This is a genomic window from Methanosarcina spelaei, assembly GCF_002287235.1.
In the GTDB taxonomy this organism is placed as follows: Archaea; Halobacteriota; Methanosarcinia; order Methanosarcinales; family Methanosarcinaceae; genus Methanosarcina; species Methanosarcina spelaei.
The window spans coordinates 1-25,224 of the sequence record NZ_LMVP01000520.1 but is presented as its reverse complement, the minus strand read 5'-3'; the positions used below and the strand labels follow the sequence as shown (position 1 = coordinate 25,224).

Below are 25,224 nucleotides of genomic sequence, written 5' to 3'. Positions count from 1 at the left end.
TGGATCAAAAAAGAATAACAGGAGAAGGAAGTGAAGCCTGAACCGATGACCAATGAAAGATACTTGTAACTCGAAAAGTGAGTATAAAACAAGTAAAACTAAAGGCTGAACCAAAACCAGAGTGAATTCAATAAAGTACTACGGACTATTTAGCATGAAAGTAGATGAGGATATCTTCCTCACGTGTTCTCTTCACCTTCTTTTTCCATTATCGCAAATATTTCACTAATTATTTTTATTCGTTCATCAACCGAGAATATCTCAGTCTCGACAATCTTCCTATTTTGAAAAAGAGGGGGTAAAGTACTTTCATTGATTTGTGCATGTTATTCGAAGAATTTCATATACGTTTTCTGAGTAAAATATAACTAACCATATTTAGAGAAGTAGAAGATACTTTCCCGGAGCAGTAATGTTTATTTCAATGTAGAGCAGATTTACTTTTATGGGTATATCGGGGAAAACACACCTTAGGGGAGCCAATCTTATAGGAGCTAAACTTCAAGGAGCGGACTTTCAAGAGGCTGACCTTGTAAAAACTAACCTTGAAGGAGCTGACCTTCGAGGAGCTAACCTTAAAAAGGCTGATCTTCGAGGAGCCAACCTTTCAGATACTCACCTTCTTGAAGGTAAAGGAGCTAATCTTCAGGAAGCTAACCTCCAAGAAGCTAATCTACAGGGAGCCAGCCTTGTAAAAACTAATCTTGAACAGGCTAACCTTGAAAAAGCTAACTTTCAACTGGCGAACCTTCATCTGGCGAACCTTAAAGGAGCTAACCTTAAAAAGGCTAACTTTCAGGTGGCTAATCTTGAGGGAGCTAATCTGCAAGGAACTAATCTTGAAGAGGCTGACCTGTATGGAGCTGGCCTTCAGGAGGCAAACCTTCAAGAAGCTAACCTTAGAGGTGCTAACCTCTATGGAGCAGACCTTCACAAAGCCTATCTTCTGAGAACTGATCTTGAGGAAGCAAACCTTGAAAGAGCTAACCTTACAGGAGTTCATGATTTATCTATTGAGCAAGCTTCTAAAGTGAAAACACTTTATAACGCAAAATTAGACGAGGAGATCCTGGTTCCATTAAAAGAGAACTATCCTTCCCTGTTTGAAAAAACCTGATAAATGACTGGATATTACCAGAACTTCCATTATAGGTTTTTAGACTACAGTTCGAAGTTGTTCATAAAAATTGATTTATCAACAGATCTAAAGATCACAGATTTTTCCAAGAAATAAGGAATTGATTTTGGAATCAAAGCACTAGTATAACGATCTTCCAATAGAGTTTATAGATATGCAGCCTAAGAATAATACTTTTTGACGTTTCAATCCTTTACAGAATCTGAGTGAATTGTATTCAAATTGCTAGACAATTACAGTATTTACAGTAAGATTATAAAAGAAAAGAATAAATATCATAATGCAACCTCAAATGGATAAACCTCCTCCCATTTATCACCCATAATCGAACTAATGCTTCCTTCTTCTATTATCATCTGCATTGTATCTCCCTCTAATCTAATTGTTATGAGGTTTCCACTTTCATAATAATCACATTTAACTGGAGACGAATCTCCATAGTGTAAGATGGCAGTACCACAGTCATACAAAACAAGATAACTTTCTCCTGATTTGAATTTTCGTTTCATGCGGAGATCTCCCGATAATCTTCTTCTGAACTCTATTAATTTTTTACAATTTAATACATTATTTCTTTATTAATTTTTTGGTTGAGTTGCATTTAGTTCCTCCTTATTCAGGTATGCATTTTCACTGATGATTGAGCTTAATCTGATTATCGGCAATAGATTTTTGCAGGAATAAACGTATAAATATTCAAAATGAATACATTGGTAGCACAATGATAATACAACAGCAATACAATGGTAATACAAAAGTCATACAATGGTAATACAAAAGTTATACAATGGTAATACAATGATAAATCTGTTTAAATTATCCTTGAAAAAGAGCTTAAATGTGACTTTAGTTGTACAATCAGAAGCAAAATCTGACCTTAAAGCAAGAATCGAAGTACTAAAACAGGAAGTTTATAAAGTCTCTAAATCCAAAAGTAAAGAAAATAAAATCAAAAAAGAAAATAGGTTCTCTAAGATTAAAACTCAAGTCCCCACCGTTTAAAGGCTTGAGAATAAACAATGAAAACATCGTTATTGGCGAGCCAAATAATGTAGACTTTTTTCTTTCTCATTAAAAGAAGAACCAAGTCACTAGAAAACTGTTTCATAAAATGAAAATTATATAATAAGGTACAGATAATTAATGTGCCTTACGAGTTTTTGAGAATATTAGTCCTGCAATAACCAGGATTAAAATACAGAAATAACTCATGTTAAACCCTACAGACGGTACATTATTATTTGGAAATTTACTCGGGAATGATACATTAACAGCTTCACATACGGAACCATAAGTTTGTGACTGCGCAGTGATTCTCACAGTATATGTTTTTCCAGAACAGTTAGTAACTATAAAAGAGTCAGTTACCACTCCTATAGGGTTACTTACTTTATCATTAGTACCTGAAATTCCACAAGGTACAAATTTTTTCCCATCACTCATAGTGCCCAATACAAAAGTCAGGTTGCTGGACTGTGATGAAGAATCATAATAGCTTGCATTAATATACGCTGCAGTACTGTTTATCTGTTTAGAAGTACAGTTTGCACTGATCACAGTCTTCATTGCAGGTGTTGCAGATGTAGTACTTGCAGGTGTTGCAGATGTAGTACTTGCAGGTATTGCAGATACGGTATCTGCAGGTATTTTAATAGTGTACTGGTCCAGATCAGGCGTCAATTTGTGAGTGTACTTTTGTCCATCTAAAGTGATTGTTACAATTTTATATGTGACACCTTGAGTCAAATGGAAATTTGCTCTACCTTCCTTATTCGTCCAGGCGCAAAAATTCGGTTTTTCATTAGCGGGGTCATTATTTGGTGTGTAAATCTGAACCTCGCATCCATAAATCCTTTCATTTGAATTATTAGAAATATATAATTGTACATAGTGTGGTGCACAGTAATCAGGTGCTTCAACCATTTTTAAGTTCATTTCCGTGTTTATGCCTGTCATATTTACTGGCAATTCAGGACTGTTAAGGTAGCCTGTTGCTGAAGCAGTTAAACAGTACTTGCCTTTTTCACTGTTCACAGTGAACTGGTAAAGCCCGTCAATATCAGTAATTTGAGTACAATTCCACGTATTATTTGATAATGTAACTACAGCACTCTGAACAGGTTGACCTGTAGTTGCATCTGTTAAATATCCAAATATGCCGGAAGAAACTGTAGCCGATTTTTCACCATTTACCGTGAACAAACTCACAGGACTGCTGTATACCCATGAATTATGAACGTCATCATGTGCACCGATTTTTATAGCAAATGCTCCATTGTGATTTATTGGCATATTTGCAGATGTTTGTGAAGTTTTAAGGCTGTATATTAAGTGAGAAGGGTCGAATTTTGATGTACTGTTATATACGTTGATAGAATACCTGGTTGCATTCAAATATGCCCAGCTTATGCTTACATACCCATTAACAGTTGAAATCGTACTGCCATCGGCTGGAAAAGTAACAGAAGGTTCTACAGAACCATTGTAAACAGGTAAATTTCTTGTACCGTTTTCTGCAACATACCCACAGTCTTTTGTACCCCTGGAGCATGAATAGGAGCTGGTTACAATATTATCAGTCGACTTGATATTCATACCGTTAATTCCGTTATATTCGGGACTGTTATAAAATATATTGTTTGAAATAGTACCTCTGCCTGAACAAGCACCATCAGCCTGGTCTTGATAAATTGTATTTAATTGAAGTGTTGAAAATATATTATTACTAATCTTAAGGCCTGTTACATTACCCCCCATAATTTCTACGCCAGCATTACCGGAACCGGTATCAGTATAGAAAGTATTCTTGCAAATTTGAACGTTTTTCGTATTATGAATTTTAATGCAAGAATTTATAAAAGTACCCCAACAATTATTAAATATTAAAATTCCATCACCGGCTGACCATGCATCAAAACTGTCATGACCAGGTTTACACACTGTATTATAAACCTGAACGTTGTTGGTATTTTTTTTACAGTGAATAAAGTCCCCCATACTGTATTGCATTTTTAAGTCGTGAATAACTACATTTGAACAACCAGACAAAAAAACTCCTTTTTCATACTCCCTATACTTGTTTTTTGCTGCATGCATTTTACTTAAAGATTCCCAACCGCCATCAATTAAGAAATTTGAAATTTCAATATCAGAAATACCTATACAGTCAATAATATTTTGAGTTGCAAAATTAGAGCTTGGATTGTCACAATAGATTACTGTCGCACCAATCCCATTTCCGTTAAGAGTTACCCCTGATTTCATGATTATGGGTGAACTTATGTGAAACGTAGTTGATGCAAGCTGTATAGTGTCACCTGAATTCGCTGATTGTATGGCAGCGTTGATAACAGTTTCGTCGTTTGAACCTGTAGGATTAAAGGAAGTTCCCGGGCCCACATCGATAATTGCACCTGAACAATTTGCTGAAAAAAAGCATATGAATAAAAGTAGAGAAATAAAAAGATTATGAGGTTTAATATTTATCATAAATCTTTCTATGAAACTACTATATTAAATTTTTATTGATGTTTCCGTTTTAATTATCAAAACTAAAAGACAAGTTTCAAAACTAGTTACTAAACAAAAATTCATCACTTGATTTGAAATGCCAAGAAAGACATCTGCATCTTAAGACAAATATCGCTATTCTGATAAGTGAAAATTAAAATAACCCAAAAAATCTTACTCCGGAAAACATAAGTATGTGTAAATACCAATTAGTTATTAACCAATAACTTTTTATTACGCAATCATCTCTGAAAAGTAAGACGTTAAAGCTGTTACAAATCTACTGGAGAAATATAAATGGCAGAAGCATTAAGTTCTGATAAAACAAAACCTTCCCCAACTCTTAATACTATTCTTATGGTCGAAGACACTCTGAAAAACAGCCCCAACAGCGTTGTAACAGTTGCTGAACTCAAAAAAATGTTGCCAAGACAGGTAAATCATAATACTCTGATGGTTATTCTGGACTATCTGGAGCAGAGCAATAAAATTGCTGTCGGGCTTAAGGGAATAACCTGGATTCACAGCAGGAATGAAAACCTGAGAAAGGCAGTGGCTCAGGGACTTGAGCTATGAAATCTGTTCGAGTGATCCTGACCCCGGAAGCCGCAAATGAATATAATTCTCTCCTGAGTAAGGCACCAGAATCAAAGCAGGAAGAAATAATCCTTAATGCTTTCCTTCAGAAAGTGGAACTTCTAAAGGAGAATATCCACTATGGGCAACCGATTGCCAAAAAACTGAGTTTGACAGTTAAATAAAAATAAGTGCTCTTTGTTTTGTGTTATTTGGTACAATGAACATCAAAAAACAGAAAGCGTCTATTTTTATTTAACTGTCAAATTTCGGTTTGAATTAAAAACCGGATACAAAGAAGGCTCTTAAGGAGCTTTATAGTAATTTTGAAATAAGGATGAACCACGATTGGTCCAAAGATACTGGAGATTGGTATATAAAGAGATTTCTAAATTGAGCGCGGTATTCAAAAGAAGCTCAGGAACCGACTCTCTTTAATAAAAAATCAGAATCATTCTTCATCTCATATCGAATGTATTTTTCAAGCAAACTCTTTTCTTCAGGGTTAAACGTAGTCAAAATAATTTGCCAATTATCAGAATTCGGAATTTTTTCAATAATTTCCACAAAAGCTTTGATAGCACTTCCATCCAAATTTTGTTGTTTAGGCTCGTCCAAAATTAAAAGATTTGGGTATTTGATTCTTTCTACATTAAATAACTTAACTGAAGCTTGGAGTAAAGCTAAGTAATAACTCAGAATAATTCGGATATAACCACTCGAACTGCTAATATTAGAAATATCATAAAATTCCAAAGAAGGAGTGTAATTATCAGACGTATCTAATTTTATTTCGTTCGTTAGTTTACTTGAAGTAAATAAATGTAGTTCTTTTGAATTGCTAATAAAGAAATTCTTTATTACGTTTAATATCTCTTGATCTGTTGTAGATTTATTGTAATCTTTTATTTCATTTTCCATTTGCTTTTTGCGTTTTTCAGCTTCGTCAATTTTATGTATAAGCGGTTCCAAGCCTTCCCATTTAGATAATAACTCCTTATAATTTAAAATATCAGAATAAAGTTTATCTATTTCCCTTGCTAATTCTCTTAAGTTTTGTATTTCCTGTCCAAGGTAAGTTTTCATTTGAAAATCTAACATATTTTTTAGATAAGTTTCATCTGAACTCAAATCTTGAATTATTTGCAATGTTTTTTCTAGTTCCAGCTCCCGAGCTTCTAAAATCTTAACAAAAGAAGACTTTTCATCTTCTAAGAACAGCAAATTTTCAGTTGCAGTAGAAATATTACTTATTTCTGATTTGCACAAACGGCAATGTGATTCATCATTAGAACTAAGTTTTGACTCGCACACCGGACAGCGAGTAATATTCAACTCAAGATTGAGCCTCTGAATTTGTTCTAATTGTTTATTCTTTTTTTTATTAATCTCAATTTTTGCAATATAATTTTTGTAACTGTTAATTTCCCTAACTAAGTCTCTTTTTTTTTCTAAAGCCAGAGTTTTTGAATTTAGAATTTGTCTCAGTTTATCTCTTTTAGAATTTGCAGAAGAGTCAAATAGATCTTTTTTGTCATATATAACCTGAATTTTTTCTTCTTTCTCTTTTAGCAAATTTTCCATATGACGTATTAAATCATTTATTTCATATCTCCCAAATCCAATTTTATCAATTATAAGTACGTTATTGTCACTAACCGTAGCATTTCCTAGCGTGAGAATGTAATCTCTTTTAAGATATAGTTCAGTTTTTAAGCTTTTGATTGTGTTACTTATCTCTTTTTTCTCCAGTTCTAGCAAATGCACATAGAATTTTCCTAGTCCAAGTAAGTATTCAAAAGATATTTTTTTCACGTCTCTTATATTATATCGAGTAATCTGACGCGCTTGTATTTGAGACCAACCAGCTTTTTGTTCAACGAAAAAAAGAGGAACTAAATTTTCAAAATATAATTTTTTATTATCCCCGTCATATCCTACGACTTCAACAATTTCCCAGTTCAAAAAATTAAATAAATACCTCTGAAATCCATATTCATCCATTGTTCCATTGCTTATTATATAAGTCATAAAATTGTTAGTAGAATAAAATTGCTCCAACTCACACTTTTTTACAATACAGATATTTGTCTTTCCAATAATATTCCGTTTAATAGTAATTGTTTCATGTGAATTGCTAATTTCTAAAAGTAGATAAGATTCGATAATATTCTTTTCTTCTATTTTTTCATAGAATTCTGGTTTAAATGGGTTATCTTTAAATTTAAATATTCCAAGACCTTTTTCGGCACCTAAGCCGTATAAGATGCCTGTTATAATACTACTTTTCCCTACGGAATTAGGTCCATAAATTACATTTAGACCTTTTTTGAATTCCACTAAGGCTCCATATGTAGAATTATCGGCACATCGGATAGTATATTTCAATTTATTAACAAATAAGTTTCTCATTTTCTCGCCAGTAGGTGTTTGGAATTACTTCAGTAATTATTCTTTTAGTATCTTTTTCCTTAATTTTCCCATTAAACAAATTTAGAAAATTAGTTTCTTCTTCAAAAATGCTTCTTAACGCCTCAGATATATTCATACCCTTCTCTAAAATTATAATTTTAGTACTATCTGACGTTTTTTTTGTACCTATAAGACCTCGAATTGACAAGAATAAAAACATATCATTAAATCTTAAATCCCAAGGAACACTTTTGTATTGTATCAGGTAAAAATCGTTTTCGATATTTTTTTGTTTTTTCCAAGAGTTCAATTTGTTTAATAATTCTTTATTATTCTTGAAGTACTCAAGAATAAATTTAGATTGATATCCAGTGTTCCTTAAAATGAAATCTATACAAGCAATTAATTCTTTACTAAGGCCCTTTTCAAGATTTATCATTCCCAAAATAAGAAGAATTCTACAAGATCGATATAGTATAGAATCTTCTGGTTGTTTATAGACTGGCCTATCTAAACTAACACGTACTTTTAATTCTTTCTGTTCTATTCTATTAATTAATAACTCGATATCGGGGTTCATTATTTCTCCAGTCAAGAGGACATTCAGCAGCGAGTTCCATTACAATTCCATTAAGCAATTTTTCAATGTCTCCTGTGTAGTTTCCATTATTAAAAAAAATGTCCAAATCTGTTTTTGCCTCATCGAAAAAATCATAGAAAAACTTTCGAGGACTATCGTCAGGATGGAGATTAAATCTTCCTGTCAGCCTATATGCTTTAATCTTCAGGTTTTCTTGCCAATCTAATATTTCTGATCTTAAATCATTGTCAGTATCTTCTAAGTCTTCTAAATAGATTTTATAGTTACAGCGAAATTTATGGTATTGTAATCTTGTCTCATCATGTTCTGGAAAGATAGAGTTTAACTTGCAGTCAAGAGTTGTTTTATAGTTTTCTTTCTCATTAGGTTCTCTATCCGAGTCGATAATTTTGATTCTGTTCCCCAAATCACGACAATTCTTTTGTGTTATTAAGTTGTTGACTCTTAGTTTCGTTTTATTTATCACATTATTGTTGTCAATTGAGTTTGAATAATTATATTTATATAATTCATAAAAGAAATCACTATTCAATGCAAATAACTCTTCAATGTTACTCGTTGTATCCCATAGATCAATAGAAAATGGAAATTTATCTCTACAACTTTCCAACGTGTTATCCTTAATATTTGAAATCTGTATCTTTGGAGATATTGCTATAAAAGCATCAGCTTTATGTGCAGAACTATCTAATTCAAACATTTTCCTGAGTAAAGAATTAAAATTAAGCTCAGTAGAATAGTCTTTACACTCAAAAAAGAAATTTCTTGGATGATCATCGTCATCATAAAATTGAACTTTAACATCAAATCCAAATTGTGCACCGCTATCTTGTCTTCTAACGCTAATTACTTGGAAATTCATCTCTTCAAAGAGCCATCGAAAATGTTGTTCGACTAAAATTTCTAGCTTGTCACCTTTGGACATTGTAAACATTATTTTTACTAATGACTTATCAATTTTGCGAATTTATTCGGTATTAATTAAAAGAGAAAGAATAATAACGTTGTAGACTTCTCATATGCACCATCTGGTTACATGAAATCACCAAGGTAATGGATATTTAGAAAAAGATCTGTAAGACTTTGAGGGGGGATTACTGGAGCTAAAGCAGTGGTTATAACCTAACATATACTGCGGCAACTCAAAAGAAGTATTAAAATAAGGTTTTGTAATGTGCAGCATTTCCTTTAATTTATCCTAGTCCTCCTGTAAAGCCCATGGAAATAAAGTATGGGATAAAAATAACGAATGTCCGGAAAATATTGCAGAAAGTGGGATAAAAAAATTTATTCATTTTTGATTTAAAGATCTTATTTGCTTTCTTTTCAGCATTTTTTATTACTATCAATAATTGTCGGACAGCCTCTAAAAGTCGGGGTATTCGTGACCTTCTGCGCTCCCGATGTAATAAAAACAGGTGAAAGTATATGAAAATTGAAAACGCATTTAGAATAAAAGGACTCGAGATCGAATATTTCTAAAAATATAAGCTTAAAGCACTTCTTTTTGGTATTAATTGTCATCTTTTTAGCGTTTAAGAACAAAATAAGTTTTAAGAGAGCTCAATGCAAGTTTCTAATACATCTGACGCATTAATATATTTATGAACCCCTCACAAATGACTGCTGCAATTTTCTGCCTGACCCTAATACTTATTGCATCCGGATGTACAGATCAAAAAGAAGCTCCTATTGAAACAGCTTCGGAACAAACGAGTCCTACAACTACTCAAAATACTGTCACTCAATCAGGTCAGAACCTTACCGTACATTTCCTGGATGTTGATCAAGGAGACTCAATCCTCCTAGAGATTGATGGAAAATCCATGTTAGTTGACTCAGGAGAAAGTGACCAGGGAAAAGTTGTCACAGCTTACTTGCAGGACCAGGGAATTTCAACACTGGATTATATAGTTGCAACCCATCCACATTCTGATCATATTGGCGGGATGAACGAGATTCTTAACAACTTCCAGGTAGAGCATTTTGTTGACAGTGGATACCCTCATACCTCTAAGACTTACGAGGATATGCTGACCACTATTGATCAGAAAAACATTCCCTTCCAGGTAGCTCAAGCTGGCCAAAAAATCAATTTTGATCCTGCTGTTGATATTGAGGTCTTAAATCCTGCAAAGACATATTCTGAAGATTTGAACGAAAACTCAGTAGTCTTCAAGGTAACTTACGGAACCACTTCATTCTTGCTCATGGGTGATGCAGGCCTTGAAACAGAGGAACGCATCATTAAAGCTGGATATAATGTGGATTCTGACATATTAAAAGTCGGACATCACGCCAGCAGATCTGGCAGTGGAGCATCGTTCATTTCAGCTGTAAGTCCTGAAGTAAGTGTTATCGAAGTTGGAGCAGGAAACGACTATGGACATCCTCATGCTGAGATTCTTGAAAGATTACAGAAAGCTTCAAAAGTCTACAGAACAGACTTGGATGGAACAATTACTGTTACAACCGATGGATCTACTTATAACGTAACAACTGAAAAAACCGGAACCATCTCCAGTAGAAATGAAGCTTACACTTCTACAGATTCAACAACTGAGGAATCTGAAACTCCAGATTCTGCAAAATCGACTGTTTATGTGAGCGACCTGAATCTTCAAGATGAATGGGTTCGGATATCAAACACGGGATCTTATCCAGTTTCCCTGAAAGGCTGGAAAATTGAAGATGAAGGCAATAAACATACCTATACGTTTCAGTCTTACATCCTGAATGCAGGAACCACTGTAACTGTATTTACTGGAAAGGGCACAAGCTCAACTACTGAGCTTTACTGGCAATTAGACGACCCTATATGGAACAACGATGGTGACACAGCATATCTCTACGACCATAGTGGAAAGCTGATCTCAAAACTGGAGAGTTGAGGATGGAAAACTTCAAAGTTACTCTTGACCGCATAGAAGAAGGTAATGCAGTGTTGCTTATAAGGGATGACGAGTCAATAAAAATTGACATCCCTCTCTTTTTGTTGCCTGCATGCAGCAAGGAAGGTGATGTTCTGGATATTACCATCACCAAAGATGTGCAAGAGACAGAGGATGCGAAGGAAAGAGTATCAAGCCTGCTTGAGAAGCTTAAGAATAAGAATCGAGAGTGATAGTTGTATTTCCTATCTATGAATTTGTTAAAATTACCGAGGATGAAGAAATTAAGGTATATGAAATTCCGGGAAGGAAAATGGCAACGATTAGACATAAGGGCCCTTACGAGGAGTGCGACCCAACTTATGAAAAAAATGTTTTCCTGGATTGCAGAAAATGGAAAAATGATTTCCGGTCCTGTCCGTGAGGTGTATCTTAATGATCCACGAGAAGTTAATCCTGATGAGATATTAACTGAAATTTATGCTCTCTGGTTTGATACAAGAAATCTGATATTGAAGCAAGAATAGAAGCACTAGAAAAGAAGGCCAATATCTTCTTAAAATCGAAAAATAAGGAGTAAAGAGAGTGGGATAAAGATATCAGTGGGCCCGCTGAGATTCGAACTCAGGACCTCCGCCGTGTGAAGGCGACGTCATAACCGTCTAGACCACGAGCCCATTACTTTTTGAAATTTAGAAAGGATAAGCACCATAAAATAGAACTTCTTATGTATAAGCTTATCGCTTGTTAACAACGATAGAGGCTGACCCGACACGTTATGAGATTGTTATTATATTTACTCAGCCTGGACTTCAGCTTTTTTCAATCTCTTCTCGATCTTTTTTCGATCTATTTTCGATCTATTTTCAACCTTATTATCAAGCCTGTTCAGCTCGTTTTTACTCTGCTGAAATTTCATATAAGAACTTAAGTCTTCAGTTGTTCTGCAAGAAGCGTTTTTTTACATAATCAATAAAGTAAATAAGTATGAAATATGAATAACTGTAAAAACTAATTTCATTGCAGGGTTGAAATGATAGAAATCCTTAAAATCCTCTTCAGCATGCCCTTTTTACTGTACTCGTGTTATTCGGACCTTAAATCCCGCAGGGTCTCAAATAAGGTCTGGAAATGCATGCTTACATCGGGCTCGGGGTTTGTTATTTATCAAATTTTCACAGAGGGACTTTCCTACCTCATATCTCTTCTTTCTTCAGGAATTCTTGTTTTTACCATCGTCTATATCCTGTTTCAATTTGGGGCTTTTGGAGGAGGAGATGCAAAGGGACTGATCGTGCTTTCCATCCTTTTTCCTTCTTATCCGGTGTTTGGTTTTTCAGGAAAAATATATCCTCTACTAGGAGTTCCACCAATAGGCTTTTTCACATTTACTGTCCTGGGAAATGCTCTTCTGTTGACAACACTTGTTCCTCTCGGGATGTTCGGCTACAATCTTCTTCATTTCTCGCCTGAGATGGCTAAGAATCCGCTTTACATGTTTATAGGATACAGGACAGAGATTTCTTCATTGAAATTTAAAAAACACCTTGGCCTGCTTGAAAGATTTGAGCTTGACGAAAGCGGAAGCCTCAACAAAACGTTTGCTCGTACAGGCCTCGACTTCGATGCGGACCGAAAACCGGAACTTGAAGAATATCTGAAAAAAGGTTTGATTGAGAAAGAGATATGGGTTACTCCTGGCCTGCCGTTTATGCTTTCAATCACAGCGGGATTTGTTACTGCTGTCGTTTTTGGAGATTTGATCTTTTATACGATCATGAGCCTAATAGTAAGTTAAAACTCATGGAAAGTTAAAACTCATGGTAAGTTAAAACTCATGGTAAGTTAAAACTCATGGTAAGTCAAGGTAGGTTAAACTTCATAGTAAGTAAAACCTCAAGCCATGTTAAATCCGGAGATATCCGGAGATGGATTTCAGTGCTATCACTCGTTTCGGCCCGCACACTGAAACTCATAGACTTTACAGAATTACTGGTCCCACTGGATTTTGCCTATCTGACAGCCGAAACTTTGTATTCGGTTCAAGAATTGCCTTTTTGTACGACAAGCAGCCCGTAAAGAATTGTTTCCGGAACCGGCGGGTTTTCAGGCGTGCCTTTTGCAATCCTTTCTTCAGGATAGCCGAGGTTCTCACAGGTATAAAGTTCAGCTTCAATACCCAGCTCTTTAAGGATTTCTGCGACCTCAAGTGAGCCAAAAGTTTCTTCCGGCAGCAGGAAGATATTTCTTCCGTTCTTTAATTCCCGAATCAACTCAGCTTTTGCAGGTTCCCATTCCCTGCCGTGGGCTGTGATTGCGCAGAGGTTGGTCAGGTTCACTTTTGTACGCGCACAGGCAACCTGCATAGAGGAAATCCCGGGTATGACCGTATCTTTTTCTCCTGCAAATTTCCCGAGCCCCGAAAACATAGGATCGCCTGTAGACAGGACGACTGCATCGGCTGGCAGAAGGTGAAATGATTTATAGTCCTTAATCGGTTTTGCTTCACATGTAATATATTCCTGGGCAATCTCAAGGGCTCTTTTTGCGCCATAAACCATAGAAGCTTTCCTTATAGCCCTTATTCCTTCTTCCGTGAGCATTCCGGGTCCGACTCCGACTCCTACGATGATCATTATTTCTTCCCCTTTCCTGTCTTAATTAACTCTCGTTCTTACTGTCCATTAGTACCGATCCGTCCCTGTCGATTACCACGATTCTTGCGCCCTTTCCTTTCTCGACTGCCATTTCAAAAGCTTCTTTCAGGCGTATGTGCTCAGGCTCTTTTTTAAGCATTTCGACAACGGTTGCGTACCCACTGCTTTCAAGCATCTCAGGGTTTCCCCATTTAAGGACAAGGCCAGGAAGCCCGCAGATAATTACATCGCCTGAGGCGTAACCAAGCCCTTCCGAGATCCTACTTCCGATCATAACGACTGTATAATCAGGAAAAAGCATATGGGAGTAGCGCATTCCTATCCGGCCTGTAGTCAGGACCACTCTGTCCGTGCAGCGGATCAGGTCTCCTCTCATTTCCCCAAGGTGGTCGTTCCAGGGTTCAACAAAACCTGTGCTCCCAAGTACGGAAATTCCGCCTTCAACCCCTATCCTGCTGTTTAAGGTCTCTTTTCCGATCCTCTCTCCATCCGGAATTGAAATTGTAACCTCGGCTCCACTCAGGCCCAGTTCTTCTACAGCTTCCTGGACTGCGGCCTTTATCTGTTCCATCGGTTTTGGATTAATAGCTGGCTGGCCTTTCGGGACCTGGAGCCCGTCCCTTCTGACAATTCCTATACCTTTCCCCCCTAGAATCCGTATTCCTTCAGCTTCCCTGGCTTCTCCCACAAATTCAAGCCCCCGGGTAATGTCGGATTCATGGTCATTAGGAATCTTTTTTACAATTGCACGCCCCTGCGAGGTTTCACTGACCTCAAGCTGAGCTCTCAGTCCCACAGGAGTCGGGACGGATACATTATCGACCGTTTTCTTAAGGGAAAGAACCGCTGCTTTTGCAGCAGCACTTGCTGTGGTTCCAGTAGTGTATCCTCGTTTGAGGACAGACCCGTCACTCAGAACCACAATCATCCCGGATGCTACTTTTTCTTCAAGTTCTTCCCTGGCAAGCCCGGTGCGGACAATCCATTCTTCAGGGATCTTGAAATTGTTCACAGGATCTATCATGGAAGAATACTCGGAGGTTTTTTATTATAAATGTATTGACGTGAAAATCGGAAAAAACCCGATTGATTTTTGGGATAAGTCTTGCCACGTTTTCTGGTTTTACTACACATGATAAAAGTGAATGACGTCAAAAATATAGAAAAAATATAGAAAAAATATAGAAAAAATATAGAAAAAATACAGAAAATAGATGGCATCATCCCAGGATTGGGGAGTCGTTTTTCGGAAATGGGGTTTTATCCTGGATTCTTGAACGATTGGGGAGTCGTTCTTTATTTGGGGGGTATTTGGGTTGGTGTGTGAAAAATAGCCTTGGGAATGATGCCTTTTTCAAATGCCAGTACTAGTCTGACACAGTACTACATCTTAAGTTCTATTATATAAATATATAGGAAACTAAGAATGATCTCCCAATATAGAAGTATATTGATCGATTGATTATGGACATGCCAATTATATATCTCCGTAATACTTCCGTAGAATCCTCACGTTTTGGTCTTCCAGCTTCACTTTTTAACTTTGTTGAAATAAATTTCTCTTTAGAATACAGGTTCACTACTCTTAAATGATCAGATTAAAGAGAAAAAGTACTATCGGACTAGAATCAAAGAATTCGGGAAAGCTTGAACTCCGATAGATAAATAAAAAATCGGATTGCTATTTTTTTCATATTACAGCCCATTTTACTGGATTCTTGCAAACATACGGTCCAGTTCTCCCTTCGTAAATGTGATAACAGTTGGCCTGCCGTGAGGACAGGAATAAGGGTTTTCAGCCTTTTTAAGTTGTTCTATTAGCTCTTCCATTTGTTTGGGGCTGCAAGCAGCTCCTCCTTTAATCGCAGCCCTGCATGCAATGGTCTTGCAGACCCTTTCCGAAATTCCTGTATCTTTTTTAACTTTTCCCGAAGCTAATAGATCAGAAACTACATCGTGTATAATTTCGGGATCCTCAAGCCGTCCGAAAACCTCAGGTATGAAGGTTACTACGTATGTATTGTCCCCGAATTCTGAAATCCCGAAACCGCACTCTTCCAGATGAGGAATGTATTCTTCCATAAGGACTTTCTCTTTAGGGGTAAGGTCTATGGTTACAGGTGTGATCAGCTCCTGCACCCCGGACTTTTTCATTTTTAAAACCTGCTCGTAAAGAATTCTCTCGTGAGCAGCATGCTGGTCAATAAGCACAAGATCTTCTCCCCTTTCAGCAAGGATGTATAGCTTAGACACCTGCCCTATAACTCTAAGGTTTTCAAAAGAATTCGTGTTCGATTTTTTTAGTTTTGAGCCCTTTTCAGTACTTATATCCCCAAGTTCTTTATTTTCCAAACCTGTTTTTTCAGTTTGATTCTCTTGAATATCTGTTACTCTTTTTTCACGCTCTTCTTCTTTTTCTCTTTCCCTTTCCTGCTCGGTTTTAATGCCCAGCTTTTTATCACCTGAGATTTCCTGCGCTTCTCCTTCTGCAGTTAAATCCAGAAGACGCTCGGAACGTTTTAGTCTTCTCTCGGTATCTTTTACCGGATAAACGTAGGTCTCAGACTTATCTTTTACAACCTTGCCCCTTTCATGAAGACAGGTATCCGGAATTCCGATGTCCTTTACGACATCCTTCCTTCCAAAAATTTCCGCAGCTTCGGATACCTGCAGTATACCCGAAGAGCCTGAAGCCTTGAACGTTTTCTGAAAAGTTCGGTCTCTTTTATCCCGGATTTCAGGGGCCAGAACATTCTCAGAAAGTACTTTCTCTATCGCAAACGTAACCGCATCTCCAAGTTCTTTCTCCCGGCTGAAACGCACCTCGGCTTTGCGGGGATGTACATTAACGTCCACTTCCCCTGGATCGACAATAAGAGAGAGCACTGCCACAGGATAACGCTCTTTAGGGATTTTAGTATAATACCCTTCTCGAATAGCTTTATTGATGGCTCTTGAGGTTACCGGACGGGTATTTACGAACAGGAAAATCTGATCGCTTTCTCTTCGAGTGGTTTCGGGCTTTGATATATACCCCAGAATTTCAAAATCTTCGGTCCTGTGTTCCAGGGGAAGCATTGAACGAGCAGTATCCGGGCCCAGAAGGTTTACAATGCTTTTGAAAGGATCACTTGAACCTGCATTTCTTATGACTGGTTTTCCTTCACTGAGCAGAGTAAAGGAAATCTCCGGATTTGCCAGAGCAAGCTGCATTATCGTATCTGTAATATGGGCAAGCTCGGTACGGTCACTTTTAAGATATTTCTGCCTTGCCGGAGTGTTGTAAAACAGGTCTTTTACGTGCACAGATGTACCTGGAGCCGTGCCTGCATCCGAAGTTTCCAGAACTTTTCCACCCTGGATCACTATCCTGGTACCTGTAATCTCTTCAGGGGGCCGAGTAAGAATTTCGACCTTCGCAACCGCTGTAATAGAAGAAAGGGCTTCTCCCCTAAAACCCATTGTAGAAATAGTGTTGAGATCTTCAATCCTCGTGAGCTTGCTCGTTGCATGCTTTTTGTATGCAAGCAAGGCATCCCCCCTACTCATTCCGCATCCGTTATCCCGGATAAGAATGGAACGTTTTCCACCCTTTTCGATTTCAATTCGGATATCTGTAGCTCCTGCATCGATTGAATTGTCTATCAGCTCTTTCACTACGGACGCAGGACGCTCGATTACCTCACCTGCTGCGATTTTGTTTATGGTATCCTTATCAAGGATCCGAATTTTATTTCCCTTAGCTTGTTTCTTTTCTTCAATGTGTTCTTCCATAATTCCTTTGCTCCGTCCAGACCAAAGTTTCATTGGGCATCCTTTAATCGACCTTTAATCGACCTTCAATCGACCTTCAATCGACCTTCAATCGACCTTTAATCGACCTTTAATCCAGCAATTAATTAATCTTCAATCGACCTTTAATCGACCCTTAATCCAGCAATTAATTAATCTTCAATCGACCCTTAATGATCTTTAATCCTGCAATTAATTGATCCTTAATTGATCCTCAATCTACCCATAATCGACCCTTAATCGACCACGTTAATCCTGTTTTAATTGACTCTAATCGATATAGTCCAATTAATTCAGCAGCCTTTTCAGCTCATGGAGCTTATTCAGGGCTTCTATTGGTGTCATCTCTTCCACATTCAGTTTTCTAAGAGCTGTTTCTACAGGACTGGGCCTGTTTACCTCTGCTGAATTTTCACCGTTGTTTCCAGGGTCAAAAAGCATCATCTGGGTATAACGCGCTGTAGCTTTGCTTTTTCTCTTTTTCCCATTATTGCCGTCTTCAGCTTCTTCAAGCACGTTTTCTCTTTCGAGTTCTTTGAGAATCTCATTTGCTCTTTCAATTACCTTTTCAGGGACGCCTGCAAGCCTTGCAACCTGGATTCCGTAACTCCTGTCCGTTGCGCCAGGCACGATCTTTCGCAAAAAGACTAGCTCATGACCTTCTTCTTTTACAGCGATATGATAATTTTTGACTCTTTTTAATTTCTCTTCAAGGGCTGTGAGCTGGTGGTAATGAGTTGCAAATAGAGCCCTTACTCCCACTTTTCCCCTGTTATGCAGGAATTCTACAACGGCTTTTGCAATGCTGTATCCATCATAGGTACTTGTTCCCCTGCCGATCTCATCAAGAAGAACAAGGCTTCTGGGACTTGCATTATTCAGGATGTTGGCAAGCTCAACCATTTCTACCATAAAGGTACTCTGACCACTTGCAAGATCGTCAAATGCCCCAATTCTTGTAAAGACCTGGTCAATAATCCCTATTGAAGCATAGGAGGCAGGAACAAAAGAACCTACCTGAGCCATAATAGCTATAAGCGCTATCTGACGCATGTAAGTGGACTTGCCTGCCATATTCGGGCCTGTTACTAACAAAAACTGGTTTTCCTTGCAGTCCACTTCGGTATCGTTTGGGACAAAGCCGCCATGTACGGTATTTTCAACTACAGGATGCCTTCCATCCCGGATAAGAATTTTGCAGTCGTCCGTAAGCTGGGGCCTGATATAATTGTTATTTTCTGCTACCTCAGCCAGGTCTGCAAGGACATCAAGCGTGCCTATTCTTTCGGCGGTTTCCTGAAGTTCTTTTGAATGGGCTGAAAGTGTCTGCACAATTTCAGTAAATATTTCATACTCGAGAGCTATAGCTTTTTCATTGGCTGTCAGAATAAGGCTTTCTTTTTCCTTGAGTTCAGGGGTAAAGAAACGCTCGGCATTTGACATGGTTTGTTTTCTGATATAGTCATCAGGCACCTGGCTGCTGTTGGCATTGGTCACCTCTATATAATATCCAAAAACCTTATTATATCCCACTTTCAGGGATTTTATGCCGCTTCTTTCTCTTTCTTTCTGCTGAAAATTTGCAATCCACTGCTTGCTGTTGCTTGCAATATCCTTGAGTTCATCAAGTTCCTCACTGTATCCCGACTTTATCATACCTCCCTCTCTAACTGAGAGAGGTGGTTCGTCAACTATTGCTCGATCTATTATTTCAGTCAGATTTTCAAGTTCGGAAAACGATGCAAGCCCGACTGCAATCTCATTTAAATCTTCGGATTCAACCTTATCCAGAAGTGAATCACGGACAGAAGGCAGAGCTTCAAGGGATTTTTTCAGAGATACAAGGTCCCTTGCATTTGAGTTTCCATATACTACCCTGCCTACGAGGCGTTCGATATCCCTTACCTCTGAAAGCCAGTTTCTGATATCGTAGCGGAGCAGAGGATTTGCTGACAGTTCTTGAACAGCATCGAGCCGATGATTAATTTTTTCTACGGAAAGCAGAGGTTTCAAAAACCACTTTTTCAGGATACGGCTTCCCATTGGTGTTTTCGTACTGTTCAAAACACGGTAAAGGGAATTTTCGTCCCCTTCATCTCGCACATTTTTCACAATTTCGAGATTCCTCAGGGTTACGGAGTCAAGGACCATAAATTCGGAGTTTGAGTAAGTTCTCAGGGTATTGATATGAGTAAGCTCCCGCATCTGCGTAGTCTGTGCATATTCCAGAGCAGCACAGGCTGAATACACTGCAAAGTCCAGGTTCTCACAGCCCATGCCTTCAAGAGTTGCAACCTTGAAATGGGTCTTCAGCCTTTCTCCAGCTTCCTTTGCTCCGGAAATATCGGGAGCAAACTCCTGCACAATAGTCTGAGCTCTCAACCTCTCGGCAAGATCCGTATTTCCGTACAAGGATGGAGGAAGGATGCATTCGGACGGCCGCATCCGAGCAAGTTCGCTTAGAAGCTTTTCAAAACTTTCTGAGTCCCTGAATTGAGTTGTAAAGAATTCTCCTGTGGAAATATCGAGAAAGGACACTCCAATTTCTATTTCCTTTTCGGCATGTTTTCCGGACTTTCCGATTTCTCGCCCAGCAACTGCCATAAGGTAATTATTTGAGGCATCTGAAAACATTGAAGAATCAATTGCCGTACCTGGCGTGACCACCCTGACAACTCCTCGTTTTACAACTCCTTTTGCCTTTTTCGGGTCTTCAAGCTGTTCGCAAATTGCAACTTTATACCCTTTATTTATGAGCCTTGGCAGATAGGTGTCAATTGCATGGTAGGGTATTCCTGCAAGAGGCATTCTCTCTCCTGATTTGTCCTTGCCTCGGGCTGTAAGCGTGATCTCGAGTTCTTTTGCAATAGTTTTTGCATCTTCCCCAAAGGATTCATAGAAGTCCCCCATACGGAAGAAGATCAGGGTGTCAGGATATGCCTGCTTGGCTTCGTAGTACTGGCGCATTGCAGGGGTCATCATTTCAGTCATTTTTCACTCACTGTAGGCCTTGAATCATTCTGTTATCATTCTGTTTAAAATTGGGATTTCATTGGGAATTCCAGGTTTCTAAAGATTCCTCAGGTACTGGGAAATACCTTTGTAAGACATCCTTGTTAGATGTCCTGGTCAGGATTCCATAAATACTGGTAATACATTTAAGTATTGATTAATGAGATGATATCTTTATTAAAATCATCCTTCTTATATATATTTAACAATTCAGTATTGAAAGCCATTTTGAGGAGGAGTTGTTCTGGACCAGGAAAAACTCATAGAAGTTTGCCCTGTCTGCGGAAACGCAGATTTATATTATGAAGTTGGCGGGTATGCAGGTGCAGTTTACCACTGCAAGGAATGCGGTTATGTAGGAGCCTTTGTTATTGAAGCTAATGAGGAAATGATCGAAAAAATCCGGGAAAATTACCTGCGTGGAAGAGTTACTGAAAATAATAAAAAGAATGAAAATAAATGAGAGAATAAATTATTAGTAAAATCAATTGTAACTATTCAGTGTATAGTTATCGGCGCTCCTTTTACAGAAATTTGTCAATTGAGTTTTAATAAAGATGGCTATTGATTCTGTTTTACATAGGCCGAATAGTTACCTCTTTTTTATTTTATTATGTCCCTAGCAAATATTTTTTGCAACGGAACCTCGATTTGGTAGTTCTTGCAAAAATACCCAAGTTGTAGTGGGGTTATTTAATAGAACCATATCCATATCCTTTTAATACCCAATAATTAACATTTTTGTCGGATGGATCCATTATATTCCCTGAACCCGAACCCATAGAGATATTCCCAACATTCCATAAAACATTATCATGAACAGAAACAGAACCATTTGCATGACGTGGTTGGACTGCAGCGTTGCCTGATAAACCTCTGTAATCATGGAAAATATTGTGATCTATTTCTGCAGAAACATTCTCTTCCATTTCAGTACAACACCAGCCAGATTCATGTAGACCGTAAAAGGTGTTGTGGTCAAGTCTAATGCCTTTTGAATCTCTTACCCTGATGCCAGTATTAACTCTAATATCAATATCATTATTATATGCTCGACAATTGGACGAACCTAAAAGGAATGATATTCCGTCATGTCCTGTGCGAGCCCTACAATTATACACGGTTATATTGGAACCCTTTTCCACTCGTACACCATCACAGTAAAGGTAGGGGGTAAATAAAATATCATGTACTGTACTATTGTTAGTCGAGTTTAGATTAATACAAAATCGACCGCCCTTATGACCACCGTCTTGAGGCCCCCTTGCTGTACTCTGGAATTGGAGGTTACATATTTCGACATTAGAAACATTTAACCCATATATATATGCAGGTGCTTCATTGGAGGTACAAACTGAACCATTAGAAAAGATTATTGTGCTGTCGCCTGCACCTTTTAGTACTACATTGGATTTTAAACGTATCGGTCCGCTTATATTATATATGCCAGCATTAAGGAGCACATATCCCGGGTTATTTGATGTTGCACCTGCGGAGACGGAATTTATTGCACTATTTATTGAAGTCTGTGCATCTGTTATAGATGTAGCATTCACGGATATTGTACTCTGTGCACATAGTACACAAGGTATGGTAGTTAAACTAAGAAATATTACTAGAAATATGTGTACTAAATATCTTTTTAACATCATACCACCTTTGGGTTGGATTTTTATCTTAAATTAACAGGATCTCAGATTTCATAATATGTAAATAGGGTTATTACTTCTGCTTTTTTGTTACCTCACCTGGCATTTATATAATATGGATACTTTTATTTCTATTTTATTAGTACATGAATATAAAAACAATAATATAAGTGTTTTCTACAATTCCAAACAAGAATATGGGTATGGTAGTTCCAAAAATTAGTTCTTCAATGACAAGACTGCACTTTTCGCAAGAGATAACAAAAGATTTAATTAACCGCTCGGTATCAATTTGGGAGAACACTTATCTATACGCTGCCCAAACTGCAAGTTTGCAATTAAACCGGACCGCAAAGGAAATAAGTTTGTTTCCAAATGCTAGAAAATTGTATTTCTGGTTAGTTGATCATTACGGTTATAGTGTAAACATTCCAAAAAAAGAAATTTATGCCAGCAAAATATCTCACGTTGTTGAGTTGGAAGAGGCCGTCAAGAATTTACTGGAAAAGGGAGCATTATATGCTCCAGATAATAACCATGTAAGATTAGTGGAAATTTACAACTCGACGCAGAAGCCTTGATTTTGAATTTGAAAAAGCAGACTCTGGATGTTTCTTTGTAATTGCAACTATTGAAATGAATAACGCTGAGAATGTCAGTTACAATATAAATCCTAATGCATGAGTGTTGGAATGGAATGAAGTAATGTACAGTCCAGATATACCAGCTACTTACACTGATGGAATAAACCATCCTCAGACAATAGCAGATAATGAATTTTTAGTAAACCCTGATGAAAAAGCAAATTTCCAACTTTTTTTCAAATACAAAGTGCCTTATCTTCTGAGCCAAACCCTGAATACCATATTTATTATTTGGGTGAATTGAAAAGTTTTTAACTACATAAGCGGATTCCATTTGTATTCGGTTAAGGATTTTGAGCTGCTGATCTCGATTTCGACGGAAAAACTCAAACCCAAATGTTTAGTGTTTAAATTGAAATCGATATCAGATTCCAGTTTTGCATTTGATGAATAATTTAATAAATTTTATGAAAATCAATGCAATTGATAACGATTTTTCCTTAACCGATGACCAATGAAGCGGATTCTAACTATCGATATTTTTTACTTGAAACTACGGAAATGGACCAGGATAATGAAGATCAACAACAAATTACGTCCAATTATTATAGAATCAATAGCGCTGATTTTATGTTTAGGAACGATAAAGATATAACTTCAAATTTTCATTGGGAATTGATCTATAGTTATATCCTTTAAATAATCATTTGGCAACAAAAACCCTTGATGTTATATTTGAATCATTCCTAAGTTATTTTGCGGTGGGTACTTAGTTGTGTTTGTTGTTGCGAGAATATACGATAGTACCTTTATCACTGATGAAAGAAACACCAAGGAAGGCATGTATGCAAAAAAGCGGTAAACTGCCATTTACCACTTTCCCATCATGCTTAAGCTCAACCATAAAATTGTTTTACGTTATGATGAATTCTTGAAGAAGTTTATGAGCAATATATAGCCCTAAGATAAATACACATGCAGCAAATATATTAACTGTAAAGAGTGTTTGCCTGCCAACCCATGCAATAATTAAAAAGACAGACATTAGACCTCCGCCTATAGCTCCAGCTATTATGAACTTTTTTAGCTTACTTTGGTTATGCTTTTCTTCTGGCTTTAGTAAATTTTTGCCAATAACGTGAATAATGAGAAAAGCAGTTGCAATAATAATTACATAGGATAACAAATTACCAACAGAAATCGAAATCTGAAAATTTAATTGTTGACCTGTTACCGCATTATAAATTAATTCCATTGTTTCTTTGGAAAGGACAATATGGATTCCTCCAAGAATGGATGTGGACAAAAGAAGTATATCAATAAGATCTATGACTCGCTCTTTTTGACTTTTCTGTGGTAGTGCAGCTATCACCTCATCACAGAAGGATTTATAATCTTCACCGATCAGCGTTTTAATATCTTCGCCACGTTCTTGAGCAGATAAGACCATTTGCAGCAAATCATGCCTTACGACTTCCTGATCATGCTCTGAAATGTTTGCCAGGCGCAAATAGCATACCATATCGGTCATGACAACATTATTTTCTTCAGTTAACCGCTTATCCAGTTCATTATTCTCTTGATTCAGTATTTTTGCCTCAGTCTTCATCATTATTCCCCAACATGAAATAATTGATTTACAGCATGATTGAGCTCTTGCCAGTTATTCACGAATGCCTCCAATTCTTTTTCTCCCGCCGGTGTGATGGAAAAATACTTGCGTTTTGGCCCAAGAGCCGACTCACGATATTTTGCCGTTATGAGATTATTCTTTTCAAGGCGGAGCAGGAGCGGATAGATTGTGCCTTCTGAAATATCTGAAAAGCCATATTTCTGCAACTGCTGCGAAATTTCATAGCCGTAAATTTCCTTACTGCTGATTATTTTTAATATACAGCCTTCCAATATTCCTTTGAGCATTTGCGATGGTATCAATATGCTGCACCTCTTTTCGCACACTACATTTCATAGTCAATACGATACCTACCTTGTAATGCAAGTTAGACACATTAAATATAGCTGCCTTGTAATGCAAGGTAGTTGCACTATCAATATAAGTGTATCGGTATATTGCTAATTAATTCAGCATTATACCGGTTTTTGTTAGAAGCGTGTTTCACTCTGCTTTGTAAGTGCCTTGTAAACTCCGGCAAAAGACGAGAAGAGAATCTAAAAAATTAAACTAGAGAATAAAACAAAATCAAAGTTGCGCTGGCGCACCCCGCTGCAAGCAACGGGGTATGTTCGCGCCACCGCTCAAAATTCCGTTAAAGGAAATAATAACCCTAAACAATTTAGTGTGAGCAGAAGTTAGTAATCGAAAATGGAATTGAGAAATTTTATTATTATCAACGGTTACCGGGGAAGTTTCCATCCCCGCAGCAAGCTAGCGGGGTATTCGA

Annotated in this window: 23 protein-coding genes and 1 tRNA gene; 10 read left to right on the top strand and 14 right to left on the bottom strand. The window is 37.3% G+C overall.

The window, feature by feature from the left end:
• The first annotated feature begins 445 nt into the window (after positions 1-445).
• On the top strand, positions 446-1,117 hold the full coding sequence (locus ASJ81_RS18290) for a pentapeptide repeat-containing protein (protein WP_095645602.1): 672 nt from the start codon (positions 446-448) through the stop codon (positions 1,115-1,117).
• A gap of 296 nt (positions 1,118-1,413) precedes the next feature.
• Here ASJ81_RS18290 and ASJ81_RS18285 read toward each other — a convergent pair whose 3' ends face one another.
• Both ASJ81_RS18285 and ASJ81_RS18275 read right to left on the bottom strand, forming a co-directional pair.
• Positions 1,414-1,647, bottom strand: a complete 234-nt coding sequence (locus ASJ81_RS18285; RefSeq protein ID WP_048108013.1) for a hypothetical protein — start codon at positions 1,645-1,647, stop codon at positions 1,414-1,416.
• Between the two features lie 631 nt (positions 1,648-2,278).
• Positions 2,279-4,627: a carboxypeptidase-like regulatory domain-containing protein gene (locus ASJ81_RS18275; RefSeq protein ID WP_245860298.1), complete on the bottom strand. Its 2,349-nt coding sequence runs from the start codon at positions 4,625-4,627 to the stop codon at positions 2,279-2,281.
• Positions 4,628-4,945: 318 nt separating this feature from the next.
• Between ASJ81_RS18275 and ASJ81_RS18270 the strand changes: the two genes are divergently transcribed.
• Both ASJ81_RS18270 and ASJ81_RS18265 read left to right on the top strand, forming a co-directional pair.
• On the top strand, positions 4,946-5,224 hold the full coding sequence (locus ASJ81_RS18270) for a hypothetical protein (protein ID WP_095645600.1): 279 nt from the start codon (positions 4,946-4,948) through the stop codon (positions 5,222-5,224).
• Entirely contained in the window at positions 5,221-5,409 is a 189-nt protein-coding gene (locus ASJ81_RS18265; protein ID WP_095645599.1) for a hypothetical protein, read from the top strand. The genes ASJ81_RS18270 and ASJ81_RS18265 overlap by 4 nt, the downstream gene beginning before the upstream one ends.
• 232 nt (positions 5,410-5,641) lie before the next feature.
• Here the strand turns inward: ASJ81_RS18265 and ASJ81_RS18260 are convergent, their stop codons facing one another.
• Genes ASJ81_RS18260 through ASJ81_RS18250 form a run of 3 tightly spaced genes read right to left on the bottom strand, consistent with a single transcriptional unit; the run spans position 5,642 to position 9,162 of the window.
• The gene (locus tag ASJ81_RS18260; protein WP_141241805.1) at positions 5,642-7,564 is read right to left on the bottom strand and encodes a hypothetical protein; all 1,923 of its coding nucleotides are present in this window, start codon (positions 7,562-7,564) and stop codon (positions 5,642-5,644) included.
• Positions 7,565-7,616: 52 nt separating this feature from the next.
• Positions 7,617-8,216: a hypothetical protein gene (locus ASJ81_RS18255; protein ID WP_095645597.1), complete on the bottom strand. Its 600-nt coding sequence runs from the start codon at positions 8,214-8,216 to the stop codon at positions 7,617-7,619.
• Complete coding sequence (locus ASJ81_RS18250; RefSeq protein ID WP_141241804.1) at positions 8,188-9,162, bottom strand: hypothetical protein; 975 nt, start codon at positions 9,160-9,162, stop codon at positions 8,188-8,190. The genes ASJ81_RS18255 and ASJ81_RS18250 overlap by 29 nt, the downstream gene beginning before the upstream one ends.
• A gap of 679 nt (positions 9,163-9,841) precedes the next feature.
• Between ASJ81_RS18250 and ASJ81_RS18245 the strand changes: the two genes are divergently transcribed.
• The 4 genes from ASJ81_RS18245 to ASJ81_RS23955 are packed head-to-tail and all read left to right on the top strand — an operon-like array spanning position 9,842 to position 11,655.
• A complete protein-coding gene (locus ASJ81_RS18245) occupies positions 9,842-11,128 on the top strand; it encodes a lamin tail domain-containing protein (RefSeq protein ID WP_095645595.1) in 1,287 nt (428 codons plus the stop codon).
• A gap of 2 nt (positions 11,129-11,130) precedes the next feature.
• Positions 11,131-11,361 carry a DUF3006 domain-containing protein gene (locus ASJ81_RS18240; RefSeq protein WP_095645594.1) on the top strand — a complete coding sequence of 77 codons (231 nt, stop codon included), beginning with the start codon at positions 11,131-11,133 and terminating at the stop codon, positions 11,359-11,361.
• Positions 11,358-11,552 (top strand): GyrI-like domain-containing protein, encoded by a 195-nt coding sequence (locus ASJ81_RS18235; protein ID WP_245860297.1) that lies wholly within the window; start codon positions 11,358-11,360, stop codon positions 11,550-11,552. The genes ASJ81_RS18240 and ASJ81_RS18235 overlap by 4 nt, the downstream gene beginning before the upstream one ends.
• Entirely contained in the window at positions 11,491-11,655 is a 165-nt protein-coding gene (locus ASJ81_RS23955) for a GyrI-like domain-containing protein (protein WP_245860295.1), read from the top strand. Before ASJ81_RS18235 ends, ASJ81_RS23955 begins: the two co-directional genes overlap by 62 nt.
• A 76-nt stretch (positions 11,656-11,731) precedes the next feature.
• On the opposite strand, the gene ASJ81_RS18230 is transcribed toward ASJ81_RS23955, so the two are convergent.
• Together ASJ81_RS18230 and ASJ81_RS24330 are read right to left on the bottom strand one after the other, a co-directional pair.
• Positions 11,732-11,805, bottom strand: a tRNA-Val gene (locus ASJ81_RS18230).
• A 119-nt stretch (positions 11,806-11,924) separates the two neighbouring features.
• Positions 11,925-12,047: a hypothetical protein gene (locus ASJ81_RS24330; protein ID WP_275112590.1), complete on the bottom strand. Its 123-nt coding sequence runs from the start codon at positions 12,045-12,047 to the stop codon at positions 11,925-11,927.
• Between the two features lie 114 nt (positions 12,048-12,161).
• Here ASJ81_RS24330 and ASJ81_RS18225 point away from each other — a divergent pair, with 114 nt between their 5' ends.
• Positions 12,162-12,926, top strand: coding sequence for an A24 family peptidase C-terminal domain-containing protein (locus ASJ81_RS18225; RefSeq protein WP_095645593.1), 765 nt, complete (start codon positions 12,162-12,164; stop codon positions 12,924-12,926).
• A 244-nt stretch (positions 12,927-13,170) separates the two neighbouring features.
• Here the strand turns inward: ASJ81_RS18225 and ASJ81_RS18220 are convergent, their stop codons facing one another.
• From ASJ81_RS18220 to ASJ81_RS18195, 5 genes are all read right to left on the bottom strand, one after another.
• Complete coding sequence (locus ASJ81_RS18220) at positions 13,171-13,764, bottom strand: cobalt-precorrin-7 (C(5))-methyltransferase (protein WP_095645592.1); 594 nt, start codon at positions 13,762-13,764, stop codon at positions 13,171-13,173.
• Positions 13,765-13,789: 25 nt separating this feature from the next.
• Positions 13,790-14,809 (bottom strand): cobalt-precorrin-5B (C(1))-methyltransferase, encoded by a 1,020-nt coding sequence (locus ASJ81_RS18215; protein ID WP_095645591.1) that lies wholly within the window; start codon positions 14,807-14,809, stop codon positions 13,790-13,792.
• 683 nt (positions 14,810-15,492) lie between these two features.
• Positions 15,493-17,559, bottom strand: coding sequence for a DNA mismatch repair endonuclease MutL (mutL, locus tag ASJ81_RS18210; protein WP_245860293.1), 2,067 nt, complete (start codon positions 17,557-17,559; stop codon positions 15,493-15,495).
• 306 nt (positions 17,560-17,865) lie between these two features.
• Positions 17,866-20,568: a DNA mismatch repair protein MutS gene (gene mutS, locus ASJ81_RS18205; RefSeq protein ID WP_095645589.1), complete on the bottom strand. Its 2,703-nt coding sequence runs from the start codon at positions 20,566-20,568 to the stop codon at positions 17,866-17,868.
• 710 nt (positions 20,569-21,278) lie between these two features.
• Positions 21,279-22,145, bottom strand: a complete 867-nt coding sequence (locus tag ASJ81_RS18195; protein ID WP_245860292.1) for a glycosyl hydrolase family 28-related protein — start codon at positions 22,143-22,145, stop codon at positions 21,279-21,281.
• Positions 22,146-22,441: 296 nt separating this feature from the next.
• On the opposite strand from ASJ81_RS18195, the gene ASJ81_RS18190 reads away from it, so the two are divergent.
• Both ASJ81_RS18190 and ASJ81_RS23020 read left to right on the top strand, forming a co-directional pair.
• A complete protein-coding gene (locus ASJ81_RS18190) occupies positions 22,442-22,819 on the top strand; it encodes a hypothetical protein (RefSeq protein WP_095645587.1) in 378 nt (125 codons plus the stop codon).
• A gap of 106 nt (positions 22,820-22,925) precedes the next feature.
• Positions 22,926-23,126, top strand: coding sequence for a hypothetical protein (locus ASJ81_RS23020; protein WP_095645586.1), 201 nt, complete (start codon positions 22,926-22,928; stop codon positions 23,124-23,126).
• Positions 23,127-23,735: 609 nt separating this feature from the next.
• Here ASJ81_RS23020 and ASJ81_RS18180 read toward each other — a convergent pair.
• Both ASJ81_RS18180 and ASJ81_RS18175 read right to left on the bottom strand, forming a co-directional pair.
• Positions 23,736-24,431: a hypothetical protein gene (locus tag ASJ81_RS18180; RefSeq protein ID WP_245860290.1), complete on the bottom strand. Its 696-nt coding sequence runs from the start codon at positions 24,429-24,431 to the stop codon at positions 23,736-23,738.
• A 2-nt stretch (positions 24,432-24,433) separates the two neighbouring features.
• Positions 24,434-24,742, bottom strand: a complete 309-nt coding sequence (locus ASJ81_RS18175) for a PadR family transcriptional regulator (protein WP_245860288.1) — start codon at positions 24,740-24,742, stop codon at positions 24,434-24,436.
• Positions 24,743-25,224: the final 482 nt, after the last annotated feature.